Raw genomic sequence first — 15,511 nt, forward strand, 5'->3', positions numbered from 1 at the left:
AATCTATTTCTTAATAGATGATGCTGAATATACTCCTTTAGCCAAATAACCAATAATAATAATTTTAAATATCACACCTCTAACTATTGATGAAGGCTCAACTATTGCAGAAATAATGATAACTGTTAAGTATAACAAAAAACCCAATAAAATAGCTACTAATGGCTTTTTAGTAGTCCATGAACCCAAAACTAAATAGATAAGTCCCAATATTACGTTTGTCACTAAAATCGCAACATCTTTCTCAATAAAAAAGTATATAATACCAAAGACAATAGTAAACCCAGCTAAAACGTAAAGTACGTTTCTTGCTGATTTAATTTTTTTATCTGCATCCATATGCTCATTATTTTTCATCGCATTTCGTGCATGAAATTGAGCAACATCTTTATCTGTACCGTTTTCGGGAAAGCCACACTCTGGACAAAAAATATTTTCTGACACCATAGGTGTTTTACATATTGAGCAACCAGATTGACTTGCAGCAGAGATATTCAATTCTTCCATTCCTTTATAATTTACTAACGGTTTATTTTTCAATATAGAAAAAAGCTATATATCAAAACCTTAACCAAAGTAAATTATCGTTATTAATACATAAATATTCGTTAGACTTCTAGCTTATATGCTTTTTAGACAACTATTAATCAAAAAAACATGAAGTTTATTTTCAAAAGGAAAAGGGTTAAATAAAAAAAGAGCGCTTGAATTAAACGCTCTTTTTCTTCCCTAATAACTAACTAAATTAATGAAAAGCAACATTGAAATTGCTTATCCTTAAAATTAACACCATAAAAGTCTAAACCTAAAATTTCGACTTTTACAGATTAATAGCTTAAACTATAGAGGTAAGTCCCCACTTTACCCTTTATAGATTGTTATACAAATATCTTAATTATATACTCTGCTGGTAAACCTCATTGTATAACTGGTTTAAAAAAATGTATAACTGGTTTCGGAAAATTCCGAACTATCAGAAATAACTCATTATACATAAAACCAAACATCACACACATATTTGTAAGCATCGCATTTATTATATGTATATATTTATGTTTTAAAGTTTTCACTATGTTAAAAGCTGTAATTGTTGATGACGAACCTAAAGCTATCCAAAGCTTAATTTGGGAGCTCGGTAACTTTAAAAAAGATATTGAAGTGATTGCCTCTTTTACTGACCCAAATAAGGCGCTACAGTTTTTAGAATCTCACATACCAGATTGTTTGTTTTTAGATGTACAAATGCCAACAATTGGTGGTTTTCAATTTTTGGAAAAGCTAAAAGACATTGATTTTGCAGTAATTATTACCACAGCTTATGATGAATATGCAATTAAAGCATTAAAGCACGAAGCTATCGATTATCTTTTAAAACCAATAGACTCTGACGACTTAAAAGATTCCATAAAAAAAATTAAGAAACATAGCGAACGCAATATTAATTCTGCAAAATTAGAACAAATGCTTTCTAATTTTAATTCGCAATTTGATAAAAAACGTATTACCATAAACACTGATGGGAAACTCTTATTCCTAGATGTTGATGATATCATTTATGTTGAATCTGACGGCAACTACTGTACACTCTTTTTAAAAGATCAGAAGAAAATTGTGGTTACCAAAAAGCTTAAGGAAATAGATAAAATTTTACCTGAACATTATTTTTTTAGAATTCACAATTCGTACGTTATTAACCTAAATAAGATTAAAGCTTTTATAAAAAACGAAGGTTATGTGATTATGGATAGTGATCAAAAAATCCCTGTTGCCAGACAAAGAAAATCTGATTTTCTTGAAAAATTATAGTTAATGAAACGTCTATCGGTTTATAAATTTATTTTCGTTTTAGCACTTACATTTTCTCAAGTTGCTTTTTCCCAAGACGTTAATTTTGAAACTACATTAAAGTATATTCAAAACGAGAAACCTACAAAATATGAAGTAATCGATTCTATTTTTGGCAGTTTTGAAAGAGACAGCACTAAAATGAAACTGGCTTTAAAAACTTTTAGAGCTGATGATTACAATGAAGGTATTTGCTTTTCACTTAATGCTCTTGGCATAATTAATAGAAATATTTCCAATTACGATCAGTCTATCGCACTTCATAAAGAAGCCAAAGCATATGCCGAAAAAGCTGAAAATATTGAACTAAAAATCATAAGCATCAATATGATTGGTGTAGCTTATAGACGTATGGACCTTATAAAACCTGCATTAGATAACCATACCGAAGCACTTAAAATTGCCTATTCTGTTATTAATCCTTCCGAAACTATAGAAAATAGCATCGCTGTTTCACAAAACAGTATTGGTAATATTTATCTGGCTTTAAAACAGTATGATTATGCTATAATTCAGTTTAAAAAGTCATTAGAAATTGAAAGTAAAGCTAATAACAAACTTGGTTTAGCTATAAACTATCACAATATTGGATATGCTAAAGAAGCCTTAGGCGATTTAGATACCGCATTAGCAAACTATGAAAAATCGCTAAGCTATAACAATGAAATAGACTCAGAAATTGGTCGTGTAATTTGTTACAACAGTATTGGAGGTATTTATCTAAAACAAAAAAACTATGAAGATGCTGAACCTATAATTAACGAAGCACTAGACAGAGCTTTAAAGGTGGAAGATAAATTTTATATTGCTTCATCTTATGTCAATCTTGGGCAATTAGAGATAGAACTTAATCAGTTAGAAACAGCAGAAAAAAATCTAAAGAAAGCCTACGACATTGCAACCAATTATAATTTAAGATCATCCATTGCTCAATCTTGCAAGCTACTTTCTAAACTTAGCCAAAAAAATAATGACTATAAGTCGTCATTAGACTATTACAAAAAAGCAGTTGAAATTGAAAACACTATACTTACCGAGCAAAACCTTCAATATGTCAATGATATTGCTATTGAATATGAAAATGAAGACAAAAACAACCAAATAAAAGCGTTAGCTTCAGAAAACGAAGCTGTAAGACTTCGTTTAGAGCGTAACAGAAAAATTTTATGGACTTCACTTCTCGGTCTTGCTATACTGAGTATTGTTCTAATTATCATCAATAGAAATAAAGCGTTAAAACGAGACAAACGCATTTTAACGCTTGAACAAGATATGCTGAGAAATCAAATGAATCCGCATTTCATTTTTAACTCATTAAACTCAATTAAACTTTACATAATCAATAATGAGAAAGAAAATGCAGTCTATTACCTCAACAAATTCTCTAAACTGATTAGGAAAATATTAATGGCCTCAAAAGAAAAAGAGAGCTCATTAGAAGATGAAATAGAAACGATGAAACTCTACATGAATATAGAAAACATACGTTTTTCCAATCAAATAGATTTTAAAATACATGTAGATAACTCTATAAATACAGATGTTATTAAAGTACCTTCCTTAGTACTACAACCTTTCTTAGAAAATGCACTATGGCATGGTTTATCGTCTAAACCAAATGATAAAAAAGTAGAACTTAACATTCTTAAGACTTCTGCTAATTATATAACTGTAGAAATCATAGATAATGGTATTGGTAGAAAAGCTTCTGCCGAAATCAAAGAAAGCAAAAAACTAAAGAGAAATTCGGTCGGAATTGATATTACAAAAGCTCGCTTAGCCAACTTTTCTGAGTCTTTTGCTAATTCTTATAGCTTAGAAATTGAAGATTTGTATGAAAATGATCAGCCTTCAGGAACTAAAGTGATTTTAAAAATACCTATCAAAAAAATTAAATAGCAAATCTGCTGAACCAAAGCTATTGATTCATCTTTTCAGCAACTTTTTCTAACTCAGCGTACCAGTCTTCCCCAAATTTTCTAATCAAGGCTTCTTTTACAAATTTGTAAATAGGTACTTGAAGTTCTTTACCCAAAGTACAAGCATCATCACAAATTTCCCATTTATCATAATTAACTGCTGAAAATTCCGTGTAATCCTTTATACGAATTGGATACAAGTGGCACGATACAGGCTTTTTCCAATCAATCTCACCTTGGTTATAAGCTTCTTCAATTGCACAAAGTGCCGTATTTTTTTCATCAAAAATTACATACGCACAATCAGCTCCATCAATGAGAGGTGTTTCAATATCCCCAAAATCTGTAACAATAGACGTTCCTTGTGCTTCAATAGCTTTTATTCCTTCTTTTCGTAACAAAGGTTTTACTTTAGGATAAATATCCTCAAGTATTTTAGCTTCTTCTTTTTCTAAAGGCGCACCTGCATCTCCATCAATACAGCAAGCTCCTTTACAAGCCGAAAGATTGCAAACAAAATCCTTTTCTATAATCTCTTCTGAGATAATGGTTTTTCCGAGTTGAAACATGCCGCAAAAATAGTTAAACTTTACGGTTATTTAATATGGAAATTCATGATTAAAGTCGCACCTTTGCGCCGAATTTCAAAAGCGCATAAAATGCAACTAAATTTTAAACAGATTTTTACAGCCTTTATGGTCCTTTTCGCTGTAATAGATATAATTGGCAACATTCCTATCATTATAGATTTACGCAAAAAAGTTGGCCATATTCAAAGTGAAAAAGCTTCAATTATTGCTGGAGTTATTATGATTGTTTTCCTTTTTTTAGGAAAAAGTTTATTAAACTTAATAGGTATCGATGTCAATTCTTTTGCCGTTGCTGGTGCATTTATCATCTTTTTTATAGCCTTAGAAATGATTTTAGGTATCACCCTTTATAAAGATGATGGAAGTAATGCCCTTACTGCTTCTGTATTTCCGTTAGCATTCCCTCTTATTGCAGGACCAGGAAGTTTAACAACCTTATTATCATTACGTGCTGAATTTGATATTGAAAACATCATAGTTGCTGTAATATTCAACGTTATAGTTATTTATATCGTTTTGAAAACCTCAGCAAAAATTGAAAAATTCATAGGATCTAATGGTATTAACATTATAAGAAAAGTTTTTGGTGTAATTTTGTTAGCCATAGCAGTGAAGTTATTTGCTCATAATATAAAGGCACTGTTAATTTAAATTCTTATTATGAAAATATTCACTTTAATCTTATCGGTTGTTGCTATTGGGTTAATTATATTTAATGCTACAAAATTAAATTTCGAAGCACTTTTTGAAGGAGAAAGTTACACAGCTATCCTTACCATTATAGCGGCACTATGTGCTATATTATTACTACAGATTCTTAGAGTTTCAAAAAAAATAGAAAAACTTAGTAAAAAAAGATAAAGCCCAAACACTATTTGACTAACTCAAAATCAAATAGCACATGGGCTTACAATTCTTTATTTGAATATTAAAGTTCTGTGTAGGTTACATTAAAGCTTCCTTCTGTAAAGGTATACCCATTACTTGAACCTACCATTACAGGTTCTGTTACAAAGTTAAACGTACCGCTTACTCGTTTATCATCGGTATCGTGAGAAGTAATTGTTATAGAGCCTTCTGAATTAGCCATACTTACATCATTTTCATCTGCATTGTAAGAAGCTACAAAATCTAGGCTTTGTATTGTATAAGTGCTACCAGCTGTTGCTGTTATAGGAAATATCAAAGTTACCTCTTTACCATTTCCATCACTTCCAGATATAGTGATAGTTGTGTTAAAAGTGGTAACAAAACCTGAAGCAAAATCAGCATCAAAATCCTCACCATCTATTTTTGTAAAAAAGGAATTATTATCACCTTGATTATTATTCGAGTCGTCGCTACTACAAGATGGCATAATAGAAATACATAGTAAAAGTAAAATTGTTTTAAACATTTTCATTTGTTTGTGTTTTGGTTATTGAAAAATCATTTTCCCATTAATGACAACTTTTAAAAAAAGTAAACATTCATTTGTAATAAAAATCGTCATAAAAATGTTTTTTCTAAATTTGAGTTTACTTATTTGCCCTATTTACATTAATGAATAAAGAGCCATCGATACAAACACTTTTACAGGATAGTGACAAAGCCTTTGAAAAGCTTTACTCCAGTTATAAAAGTGATTTTTTGGCTTTTGGAAAGACATTTTCTTTAAAAGAAGAAGATCTGATTGATATATACCAGGAAGCATTTTTAAGTTTTTATGAAAATTTGCTTAGTGGTAAAATAACCCATTTCACCAGCTCTATAAAAACCTATATTTTTAGTATTGGTAAGTTTAAGATATATGAACATTTAAGAAGTACTTCTAAGCTCAAAATTATTGATGAACCTATAAATTCTGAAATTACCTTAGAAAATCTTAACCTAGATACAGAAGTTTTATCTGAGCGAGAGCAATTGGTAAAATCTAATTTTAAAAAGCTAGGTAAACAATGTCAACTAATTTTAGAGCTGTTTTACCTCAAAGGAAAAACACTCAAGGATATAAAAATTATTGAAAATTATGACAATACAGATGTTGTTAAAAGTCAAAAATCGAGATGTTTAAGAAAATTAAAACAACTCGTAAAAAAGTAAAATGGAACACAAAGAATTAATAGAACTTTATTTTGAAGACAAACTCAGTACTGAGCAAAAAACTGTTTTTGAGAACCTACTCGATACAGATGAGAAGTTTAGAGCTCAATTTGAACTAGAAGAGCAGGTAAAAAAGGCTATTATTTCTACAAAAAAAGAAGACTTAAAAGAACGTCTAAAACAAATTGAACATCAGCAGGCTAACAAAAAAACATCTAAATATTATAAAATAGCTATTGCCGCTTCTCTAATTATATGTCTTAGTATTGTAGGTATATGGAAACAAAATCAACCCATAAGTAACGATGCTATATTTGCAGCATATTTTCAACCTTATGACAATATTATTGTACCTAATTCTCGTAGTAATGAAGTAGAAAGCCCAAAAGCAATAGCTTTTAGAAATTATGATACTCAGAAATACAAAATAGCTTCAGAACAATTTGCAGATTTATATAAAGCCACCTCAACATCTTATTATTTGTTTTACCAAGCTATATGTGAACTACAACTAGGCAACGAAGATAAATCAATAGAATTACTTAATAGCCATAAACAATATTCGGATAACCTATCTCAACATCGTAATTGGTATTTGGCTTTAGCTTACCTAAAAGGTAATAACGTAGAAAAAGGTAAAACTCTGTTACAGGAAATTGTAAATAAAAAATCTTACAAGCATAAAACTGCAGAAATAATTTTAAAAAAGTTGAATTAACCATGTTTACCTTTTGTAAAGGTTGTCATTAATAGAAAACCATTCTATTATGACATATTTTATCAAAAGATTTGCTTTATTATTAATAGCCCTCATTACTCTAGGCTGCAGTAAAGATGATGACGGAGGAAACCAAAACTCACCCACACCTAAACTGGTGCGTTTTTCTAATGATACAGAAAACTATCAAATTTCTTATGAAAACAGTGGTAAGCCACAAGCTATTATAAACTCTAATAACGCAATAACACCAATAATTTTTGCGGAGGATAAACTCACAAGTTTCTCTAACAACAGTTATACTTATGACAGCAATGGAAGGTTAGAAACAATAACTAACGATGAGGGAAGTTGTACCTTAATTTACAATATCCAGAATCAATTAACTAGACAAGATATTGTAATACTTCACTCATTAACAGGTAACCCAATACTGACCATACAGAGAAATTTAATTTATAACACTGAAAACCAGCTAACAGAAGTTACCGAAACGAATAGTGACAATTCTAATATTGAAAAATACACATTAACATACAACAATGAAGGGCAAGTTGTTAGAGTCGTAAACTCGTATACCAATGGCACAAATTCATCTTATATCGTAAGGCAAGATGTAGACCTAATATACCATACTTCTATAAACCCATTATACGAGTTATACAACCAAATAGGAATGAATACTAATGTAACTTGGGTAGACCTACAGGATTTAAATCCTAGTTATTGGGTTACTATTGGTATTAGCAACTATGTTTATTTTAGACTCTATTACATTAACGAAAACAATCTCTCCAATATAGATATAACTGCATATTCTAATAATTCTAGCGAGACATTAACATATTCATTCAATTATTTACTAGAAAGCGATTATCCAATAGCAGCAGATATGATAAGAACTTACAATAACTCTAGTTCAACCTATCAATTTTTTTGGGAATATAGCAACCTATAATCTCACTATAATAAATTAAAACCTATGAAAACACAAATAACTACTCTTATCCTTATTTGCATATCAATAATTACCTATTCACAAAGTTCAACCTTTAATGAAAAAATTATGGCACCTGATGGCTCATTTAATGACCGTTTTGGTTGGGCTGTAGATATACAAGGTGATATTTTAGTGGGAGGAGATATATTTGATGGTACAGTTAGCGAACCTAATACTGGTGCTGCATATGTTTTTAGAAAAAACTCTAGCGGTAACTTCATTTTTGAACAAAAACTAAAAGCACCATTCCTTGAATCTTATGATAATTATGCAAGCGAAGTAGAAATTAATGGTGATTTTATAGCTGTGGGAGCACCTAGATATAAATATAACGATAGTGCTAATGGTTTTCCGACTGTAGAGAGCGCTGGTGCTGTTTTCCTCTATAAATATAATTCTGCTACCAACCAGTGGGAATTGGTCAATCAGATATTTGCTCCCACAAGACAGCTTAATCACTTATTTGGATATAGAGTTTATTTAACCAACAATCAAATTTTTATAAGTGAAGTAGAACATAGATACACTAGTGTTAATGCTTTAAGAAGTGGTAAAATTCACGTTTACGATTATGACAATAGTGGTAATGTAACCTATAGTCAAGGTATTGATAATCCAGAACCTAGCTCAAATGATTTCTTTGGCACTGAAATTTCCCTATTTGGAAACACTCTTGCAGTTGGTACTAGAGGAGAACAACAAGATGCTAATGGAAACAATCCCCTAAATTTCGCAGGAGCGGTCTACGTTTTCGAAAGTAATAACATGGGGCAATTCTTATTACAGCAAAAAATAGTACCAAGTACAAGATTTGCAAATGCTGATTTTGGTGATGGTTTAGATATAAACGATAGCACATTAGTAGTTGGCGCTTCTAATGAAACAAGAGTTCAACCAGGAACTAGCAATACTGCAGACTGTGGTATTGTTTATATATTCAAAAAGGTGAATAATACTTGGTCTCAAACTGAAATTGTTGAACCACCAAATGTAGAATTTAATGCTGGTTATGGCGCTTCCATAAATTTGATAGGGAACACTGCTTTGATAAGCTATAAGGGAGGTAGAGTGCCATACAATGGCTCTACAAGAGCATCTGGGCTTGTAGAGGAACTAAATATAGATAGTAATGGAAATATTGATAACAGATATGTCATTCCACCACCATTTCCAGACAGCACAAATGAGTTTGGTTATATTACATCTTGGGATGGTAATCAACTAGCTGTTGGTGCCTACGCAGATAGAGGTGACATCAATGGAAACATATTACCTGAGGGAAGTCCTGGTGCTGTATATATTTATAATTTAAGTAATAGCTTATCTACAACATCACCTACGTTTCATAACATCCGTATTTTAAATCCAGTAGAAAATACAATCAATATCTATGGCATAGAAAATGATGGTACTTATCGACTGTTCGACTTACAAGGAAAAACTATAGCCGAAGGTAAACTAACTCATGTGGATTCTCATATTGATATATTCAATTTAACAAAGGGTATTTATTTATTGAATATAAAAGTTGAAAGCTCGGTTCAAAATTTTAAAGTCTTGAAGAAATAAAATTCAAAAACGTTCTAACCTAAATTAGAACGTTTTTTCATAATGATTACCAACACTAAAAAAAATAAGGAACCAACTATAATATAAATCCAATAGTTAGGACTATTAGTAATTGGTGATGTATCTCCTGTAAGCACAAAGCCTGCCCAGTAATATGGGTGTTTTAAATTAGCGTCATCAACACTTTCCAAGTATTCTTGTTTCGCTTTTTTTAGTGCTTCATCTTTCGATAAACCTTCTTTTAAATATTCATAAAAACGCTTCATTATAATTGAAGTTTCTTTATCTGGAACACGCCATAAACTTGTTAATGTTGCATCACTACCAGCATATTGAAAAGCTCTTGAAAGACTTAAAACACCCTCCTCTGAATCTACACGCCCAAAACCTGTATTACAAGCACTTAGTGTAGTTAAATCAGCATTTAACTTAAGATTGTAAATTGTATTTAAATCTAAATGATCTTCACTACCGCTACTAGAAAATAATAGCTTAGAGTTATATTCATTGTCTTCGTCTACATAAGCGTGCATTGCTAAGTGAAGCACCCCATAATTAGAAACCGTACTTATAAAATTCTCTTTATTAGCTGTAGTACCGTTATACAAATCGCCATCAAATAGAGATGCTACATAAGCTGCTTCTTCTTCAGCAAAAGGCAACTGGTACGTATTATTACTACGCTCTATAGATGCTCTAAATTCATTTTTATTATCTGGTTTTTCCAAATAAGTAGGTGAATATGATGCTAAAAGTTCATTACTGTCTCTATTGATATTACCTATTAATTTTAAAGATGTATTGTAGTTTACAACTCTATCACTTTCCAAGTTTTTATCCAAAAAAAGTTCAAACGGTATTAGAGAAACATTACCTTCTGGCACTATGGTTACTTTTTTAAAATTTAGGTTCTTATTTAAGAACTCCAAGTTGGAACTTACATCATTATAACTGTTTTTGTAATTTTTAAGTTGTTTAACATCACTTAAAAAATTGAAAAACTTTTGAGATAAATCTTCACTATTTCCAAGGTTAAAAAACTGTATTTTATTTTTTGAAATTAAAAAGGCATACAAGTTATCGTAATCATAAAAACGCACAATAACCTCTTGTTTAGATAGGTTAGATTTTAATTCTGCAAGATTAAAATCTAAAGCATCATTAATTTTACTATCATAAGATTGCTTTTTTAGACTCAATAACAGATTTGATTTATTCAATTTTAAGCTATCAAGTTCTTCAATTAGATTTTTATCATCATCATTTTTTATCAGTCGAGATTTTAACTGAGCAATCCTTACTTCTATTAAATTGAGGGTATCTAAAACTTTTTTAACTCCCTCGTTGTAACTATACTTAATATTATTGATAGTGTTTTTTATAGTAAGTTGCGAGTTAGTATTTTGCTCTACAACATTAACAATATTGTCATTGAACATATTATTTTCAGTATGATCTACTTCTAATAATGATCTACATAGTAATAGATTAGTATTTATATTATCAATTAGATTTTTTTCAAAAACATTAAAGTTGAATTGACTCCTATTTTCATTCACTAACATTCCAGATAACAAGGCCAACTTAAATGATTTTTGAAACAAATTTTGATTATTGGATAGTTTGGCGTTCTCTAAAATCAAATTACTTAATTCTATTAATGTTTGAGCTGTGTGCAAACTACCATACAAGTGATTATTTGTTATATCAGAAGCACCTATTTCATCTAAGCTATTTACTTTAATACGTTTCAAATAATTATTGATTGTAATATCTAAATCTTTACTATCGCTCCTTAGTAGAGCATATTTTACACTATTTAGGGTATGTTTATTTAAAAAGTCACCTCTTTGGAATTTATTAGCGAGTTCTAGGTGAATGTCCAAGTAATATGGTATAGAATCTAAATTATTAGATAAGAATCTTTTTTTCACCTCTAAATCATATGCATATAAAGCAAACATTTGGTCTTTCTTTATATCCGAAACACTCATTTCCATGAGCCGTTTAATTCTATCATCTAAAAGTTCGTGGTCAATTTTTTTTTCTTGAGTTCAATTTTAGCCTCTCTATGAATTATTGAGGAATAAAACATATTCTTAAACCTATTATTTTCTTCAATTAAATCATAAACTTCATTTGCGTTTTCAAAACTAAAGGTCAGTTGATCGTATTCTTCATTCAATTCCTGAATTTTGGATTCCAAGTCTATAATCATTAGTTGATCTATATACTTGTTTGCTGGTATCAGTGATTTCCAATGTGAGATATGATTTTTAGCTTTTTCAAACTCACCTAAATCTATACAGACATCTGCTAAATTACTAAGAGCATAAGGCAGAAATTCTTCAGCCTGCTTTGGAATGTTATCTTCTAGCAAATACGCTTCAAAATCATCTACCGACTCTCTTAATATCTTCCCGTTTTCTAATTCCTGAGCATATATTATAAGCTGCCTGTAATTAACCATTTTTGTAACTTGTAGTTGAAGTTTTAGCGAATCAGGTATAGTTTCCTTTAATAGAGAATCTATAGTATTTTTGATAGGAAAAACACTTTCTTGCAGAGCATCTAATGGCTTACCAATATCACCTAGAGAGTAACCTAGATTTGTAGTTGCCATTAATAATTTTTGATAATTCTTATTATCATAATTCTTATACAGATCAATAAACTCTTTGTTGTATAGAATGTTCTTATCAAGTTGATTTGTCTTGTAAGTGAAAACATCATAATAACTGTACAGGTTACTCAGATCTTCAATGGGTATGTGCTTTAATTTTTTATAATATAACCTGGCACTATCTAAGAGTTTTTCGGTTTTACCATCCAGCCGTTCTTTTTGAATATTCTTGATAGCTTCAGCAAGTATAGATCTCGCTTTTTTTATTTGTATACTATCTTGGTATGTAGCTTCAGTTTCATTATGAACATTTTTGTTATTTAAATTATCAGTTTCATTTTTTCCTTTACAGGAACCCAAAAAGATTGACACTGTAAGAATTAAAAACAATCGGAATAAAAACCTCATAAAATCTGTTTCAAAAAAAATTTTAATATCACATATGAAACATTAAATATAACTTATATTGTTAATTGATAGAATAAACAAAAAATATGTTTGATACATTAATTATCGGTGGAGGAGCTGCAGGTTTATCTTGTGCTTTGGTCTTAGGGTCAGCTAAAGACAAAGCTTATGCAAAAGATAAAAGAATAGGTATTATAACACATCAAAAGACTTCACATTTACAAACAGCGTTATTTAATAATGTTCTCGGTCTAGAACCTAGAACTTTGGGCAAGGATATCTTAGAGAGTGGAAAAAATCAGTTAAGAAATTTATACCCTCATATTGACCAAATTGAAAAAGAGAAAGTAAAATCGGTAATAAAAACTACTGAAGGATTTATAGTTGAAACCAATAAAAATAGTTACATCTCCATAATTGTTGTAGTTGCTGTTGGCTATACAAGCTTAATAACGATTAAAGGTTTAGAAAACTATATTGAACCGCACCCAAGAGCCGCCATTGAAAAAGATAGAATTTGGTTAAAAAATACTGATCATTTAGTTGAAGAGAACCTTTATGTTGCTGGTACTTTGGCAGGTTGGAGAAGCCAATTTTCTATTGCTAGCGGAAGTGGTGCTCATGTGGCTACAGATATTCTAACACTCTGGAACGATGGAAAACACACCAAAGTTCACGACAAGCACAGCTAGTTTTTTATTGTCTGAAGGCTTGGATATTCTTGGCTTAAAAGAATAACTTCTTCAACCATAATATCATCTTTGTTTATAATTTCCTCAAAGGCATTGTCATCAAACAACTGACGCGCAAGAGTAGCTTTTATAAGACGTCTTATTTCATCATTATAAGCTACGAAAGTAATATTTGTACGTTCTCTTTCATTAATAAAATCCTGAAAACGAACTACAATATCATCGCTGACTTCAAAATTATTTATAAAATCGTATTTAGTAACATTCTTATAAACACTTCTATTTTTATCTAATTCTTCAAAAACAAAATATCCGAAATGGCCTCTTCTCCTTAGGTAATTAATAGTTTCGTTATCAAACAGTCGATCTACAGGTACAAAAACATCAGGTATAATGCCTCCACCTCCATACACGACTTTTCCTTTTGGAGTTGTAAACTTTAAGGAATCATCTACTTCAATATTCTTTTCATCAATAAGTTCGCCTGTTCTTAAACGTTTATAATAGTCATTATAATAACTATAATTATCACCTGTAGTATAAGGTTTTTGAATAGAACGTCCTGTTGGAGTATAATATCTTGAAACTGTAAGCCGAACCGCACTTCCGTCACCTAATGCCATTTCACGTTGCACTAAACCTTTACCGTAAGACCGTCTTCCGACAATAATACCCTTATCGTTATCTTGTAAAGCGCCAGCAATAACTTCGCTTGCAGAAGCAGAATTTTCATTTATAAGAATATAAATTTCACCATCTTCAAAATCCCCTCGCTTGGTTGCATAGGTTCGTTCCTCTCTTCCCTTCTTATCTCTAGTAAATAAAATTAGTTTATCATCTTCTAAAAATTCATCAGCAATTTGCTCTGCTATACCTAAAAAACCACCTGGATTATCTCTTAAGTCTAAAGCTAATTTTGTAGCTCCCTGTTCTTGAAGCTCATCAAGGGCATCTTTAAATTCATTAAACGTAGATTCTGCAAAACGATTGATTTTAATATAACCTAAGTTATCCGTAAGCATGTAAGCCGCATCAACACTTTTGATAGGAATGTCTTTTCGCTTTACAGTGAACTCAAGCAAATCATCTTCACCTTTTCTGAATACAGTCAATTTTACCTTAGTGTTTTTATCGCCCTTTAGCTTTTCTGTAATAAGATCGTTAGTGATGTTTTTTCCATAAAGCGTGTCACCATCTGCCATCAATATTCTATCTCCAGCTATAATTCCAGCGCGCTCACTTGGACCACCTTCAGTAGGTTTTACTACAGTTATAGTATCTCTATAGGTGTAAAAATTTATTCCGACACCTACAAAATCACCTTTCATGTTTTCTGTAATGCGTTCTAAATCTTCTTTTGGAATATAAGTAGAATGTGGATCGAGATTATCTAAAATTCCATTAACAGTAACATCTACAATACTATCTGTATTTACATCATCTACGTACTCGTAGTCTATGTAATCTATAAGCCGATTTATTTTATCCTTTTTACTATTCGTGGTAAAAAGATTATCTGAAGTATCTGTAAAGTTTAATTTTCCACCAATAACAACACCTGCTGCAATTGCAACACCAATAATTAGTGGTATGTATTTATTTTTTGTGGCCACTAGGCTTTTAAGTCTTCTATTTGTACAAGTTCTATACCTGCTTTTGCTAAAAATTGTAATCCAGAGTCATCTTTGTACCCTTGCTGATATACAACACGAATTATGCCAGCTTGATGAATAAGCTTACTACATTCCTTACATGGAGATAAAGTAATGTACAAAGTAGCCCCTTTAGCCGATTGTGTTGATGAAGCTACTTTTAATATCGCATTGGCTTCAGCATGTAAAACATACCATTTGGTATATCCTTCTTCATCTTCACAATAATTCTCGAAACCTGTTGGTGTACCATTGTAACCATCTGAAATAATCATTCTATCTTTTACAATGAGTGCTCCTACTTGCTTACGTTTACAATGTGATAATTTTCCCCATTCTTTAGCTATCCTAAGATAAGCCTTATCATAACGCAATTGTTTAGTCTTGGACATATATAAATATTAGGGCACAAA

General features: G+C 30.8%; 16 protein-coding genes. 9 read left to right on the top strand and 7 right to left on the bottom strand.

The genetic code is table 11. The features are described 5' to 3' along the window. Positions 1–3: 3 nt before the first annotated feature. Positions 4–507 carry a hypothetical protein gene (locus tag QGM60_RS11620; protein ID WP_281140413.1) on the bottom strand — a complete coding sequence of 168 codons (504 nt, stop codon included), beginning with the start codon at positions 505–507 and terminating at the stop codon, positions 4–6. Positions 508–1,071: 564 nt separating this feature from the next. Between QGM60_RS11620 and QGM60_RS11625 the strand changes: the two genes are divergently transcribed. Next, a complete protein-coding gene (locus QGM60_RS11625; RefSeq protein WP_281140414.1) occupies positions 1,072–1,806 on the top strand; it encodes a LytTR family DNA-binding domain-containing protein in 735 nt (244 codons plus the stop codon). 3 nt (positions 1,807–1,809) lie between these two features. Continuing rightward, entirely contained in the window at positions 1,810–3,744 is a 1,935-nt protein-coding gene (locus QGM60_RS11630; protein ID WP_281140415.1) for a tetratricopeptide repeat protein, read from the top strand. Between the two features lie 19 nt (positions 3,745–3,763). On the opposite strand, the gene QGM60_RS11635 is transcribed toward QGM60_RS11630, so the two are convergent. After that, positions 3,764–4,333, bottom strand: a complete 570-nt coding sequence (locus QGM60_RS11635) for a DUF3109 family protein (RefSeq protein WP_281140416.1) — start codon at positions 4,331–4,333, stop codon at positions 3,764–3,766. A 90-nt stretch (positions 4,334–4,423) separates the two neighbouring features. Between QGM60_RS11635 and QGM60_RS11640 the strand changes: the two genes are divergently transcribed. Together QGM60_RS11640 and QGM60_RS11645 are read left to right on the top strand one after the other, a co-directional pair. Continuing rightward, a complete protein-coding gene (locus QGM60_RS11640; RefSeq protein ID WP_281140417.1) occupies positions 4,424–5,005 on the top strand; it encodes a MarC family protein in 582 nt (193 codons plus the stop codon). Between the two features lie 9 nt (positions 5,006–5,014). After that, the gene (locus tag QGM60_RS11645) at positions 5,015–5,215 is read left to right on the top strand and encodes a hypothetical protein (protein ID WP_281140418.1); all 201 of its coding nucleotides are present in this window, start codon (positions 5,015–5,017) and stop codon (positions 5,213–5,215) included. A gap of 67 nt (positions 5,216–5,282) precedes the next feature. Here QGM60_RS11645 and QGM60_RS11650 read toward each other — a convergent pair whose 3' ends face one another. Beyond that, complete coding sequence (locus QGM60_RS11650; RefSeq protein WP_281140419.1) at positions 5,283–5,756, bottom strand: hypothetical protein; 474 nt, start codon at positions 5,754–5,756, stop codon at positions 5,283–5,285. 140 nt (positions 5,757–5,896) lie between these two features. Here QGM60_RS11650 and QGM60_RS11655 point away from each other — a divergent pair, with 140 nt between their 5' ends. The 4 genes from QGM60_RS11655 to QGM60_RS11670 are packed head-to-tail and all read left to right on the top strand — an operon-like array spanning position 5,897 to position 9,723. Continuing rightward, positions 5,897–6,436 (top strand): sigma-70 family RNA polymerase sigma factor, encoded by a 540-nt coding sequence (locus QGM60_RS11655; protein ID WP_281140420.1) that lies wholly within the window; start codon positions 5,897–5,899, stop codon positions 6,434–6,436. Position 6,437: 1 nt separating this feature from the next. Further along, positions 6,438–7,154 carry a hypothetical protein gene (locus QGM60_RS11660; protein ID WP_281140421.1) on the top strand — a complete coding sequence of 239 codons (717 nt, stop codon included), beginning with the start codon at positions 6,438–6,440 and terminating at the stop codon, positions 7,152–7,154. A 49-nt stretch (positions 7,155–7,203) separates the two neighbouring features. Continuing rightward, a complete protein-coding gene (locus tag QGM60_RS11665; protein WP_281140422.1) occupies positions 7,204–8,112 on the top strand; it encodes a hypothetical protein in 909 nt (302 codons plus the stop codon). A gap of 24 nt (positions 8,113–8,136) precedes the next feature. Next, a complete protein-coding gene (locus QGM60_RS11670) occupies positions 8,137–9,723 on the top strand; it encodes a T9SS type A sorting domain-containing protein (RefSeq protein ID WP_281140423.1) in 1,587 nt (528 codons plus the stop codon). Positions 9,724–9,737: 14 nt separating this feature from the next. Here QGM60_RS11670 and QGM60_RS11675 read toward each other — a convergent pair whose 3' ends face one another. Together QGM60_RS11675 and QGM60_RS11680 are read right to left on the bottom strand one after the other, a co-directional pair. Then, positions 9,738–11,717, bottom strand: a complete 1,980-nt coding sequence (locus QGM60_RS11675; RefSeq protein WP_281140424.1) for a CHAT domain-containing protein — start codon at positions 11,715–11,717, stop codon at positions 9,738–9,740. A 26-nt stretch (positions 11,718–11,743) separates the two neighbouring features. Further along, positions 11,744–12,754 carry a hypothetical protein gene (locus tag QGM60_RS11680; RefSeq protein WP_281140425.1) on the bottom strand — a complete coding sequence of 337 codons (1,011 nt, stop codon included), beginning with the start codon at positions 12,752–12,754 and terminating at the stop codon, positions 11,744–11,746. Positions 12,755–12,840: 86 nt separating this feature from the next. Between QGM60_RS11680 and QGM60_RS11685 the strand changes: the two genes are divergently transcribed. Further along, the gene (locus QGM60_RS11685; protein WP_281140426.1) at positions 12,841–13,446 is read left to right on the top strand and encodes an FAD-dependent oxidoreductase; all 606 of its coding nucleotides are present in this window, start codon (positions 12,841–12,843) and stop codon (positions 13,444–13,446) included. Here the strand turns inward: QGM60_RS11685 and QGM60_RS11690 are convergent. Together QGM60_RS11690 and QGM60_RS11695 are read right to left on the bottom strand one after the other, a co-directional pair. Then, on the bottom strand, positions 13,443–15,059 hold the full coding sequence (locus QGM60_RS11690) for a S41 family peptidase (protein WP_281140427.1): 1,617 nt from the start codon (positions 15,057–15,059) through the stop codon (positions 13,443–13,445). The two genes, QGM60_RS11685 and QGM60_RS11690, sit on opposite strands and share 4 nt — an antisense overlap. Then, positions 15,059–15,490, bottom strand: a complete 432-nt coding sequence (locus tag QGM60_RS11695; RefSeq protein ID WP_281140428.1) for a dCMP deaminase family protein — start codon at positions 15,488–15,490, stop codon at positions 15,059–15,061. Before QGM60_RS11695 ends, QGM60_RS11690 begins: the two co-directional genes overlap by 1 nt. Between the last annotated feature and the right edge of the window lie 21 nt (positions 15,491–15,511).

Origin of the sequence: Winogradskyella sp. SYSU M77433, assembly GCF_029911945.1 — a bacterium.
In the GTDB taxonomy this organism is placed as follows: Bacteria; Bacteroidota; Bacteroidia; order Flavobacteriales; family Flavobacteriaceae; genus Winogradskyella.

Excerpts from the sequence above, each read along its gene's own strand:
- QGM60_RS11620 (WP_281140413.1), bottom strand. The coding sequence starts at position 507 with ATGGAAGAATTGAATATCTCTGCTGCAAGTCAATCTGGTTGCTCAATA.
- QGM60_RS11625 (WP_281140414.1), top strand. The coding sequence starts at position 1,072 with ATGTTAAAAGCTGTAATTGTTGATGACGAACCTAAAGCTATCCAAAGC.
- QGM60_RS11630 (WP_281140415.1), top strand. The coding sequence starts at position 1,810 with ATGAAACGTCTATCGGTTTATAAATTTATTTTCGTTTTAGCACTTACA.
- QGM60_RS11635 (WP_281140416.1), bottom strand. The coding sequence starts at position 4,333 with ATGTTTCAACTCGGAAAAACCATTATCTCAGAAGAGATTATAGAAAAG.
- QGM60_RS11640 (WP_281140417.1), top strand. The coding sequence starts at position 4,424 with ATGCAACTAAATTTTAAACAGATTTTTACAGCCTTTATGGTCCTTTTC.
- QGM60_RS11645 (WP_281140418.1), top strand. The coding sequence starts at position 5,015 with ATGAAAATATTCACTTTAATCTTATCGGTTGTTGCTATTGGGTTAATT.
- QGM60_RS11650 (WP_281140419.1), bottom strand. The coding sequence starts at position 5,756 with ATGAAAATGTTTAAAACAATTTTACTTTTACTATGTATTTCTATTATG.
- QGM60_RS11655 (WP_281140420.1), top strand. The coding sequence starts at position 5,897 with ATGAATAAAGAGCCATCGATACAAACACTTTTACAGGATAGTGACAAA.
- QGM60_RS11660 (WP_281140421.1), top strand. The coding sequence starts at position 6,438 with ATGGAACACAAAGAATTAATAGAACTTTATTTTGAAGACAAACTCAGT.
- QGM60_RS11665 (WP_281140422.1), top strand. The coding sequence starts at position 7,204 with ATGACATATTTTATCAAAAGATTTGCTTTATTATTAATAGCCCTCATT.
- QGM60_RS11670 (WP_281140423.1), top strand. The coding sequence starts at position 8,137 with ATGAAAACACAAATAACTACTCTTATCCTTATTTGCATATCAATAATT.
- QGM60_RS11675 (WP_281140424.1), bottom strand. The coding sequence starts at position 11,717 with ATGAGTGTTTCGGATATAAAGAAAGACCAAATGTTTGCTTTATATGCA.
- QGM60_RS11680 (WP_281140425.1), bottom strand. The coding sequence starts at position 12,754 with ATGAGGTTTTTATTCCGATTGTTTTTAATTCTTACAGTGTCAATCTTT.
- QGM60_RS11685 (WP_281140426.1), top strand. The coding sequence starts at position 12,841 with ATGTTTGATACATTAATTATCGGTGGAGGAGCTGCAGGTTTATCTTGT.
- QGM60_RS11695 (WP_281140428.1), bottom strand. The coding sequence starts at position 15,490 with ATGTCCAAGACTAAACAATTGCGTTATGATAAGGCTTATCTTAGGATA.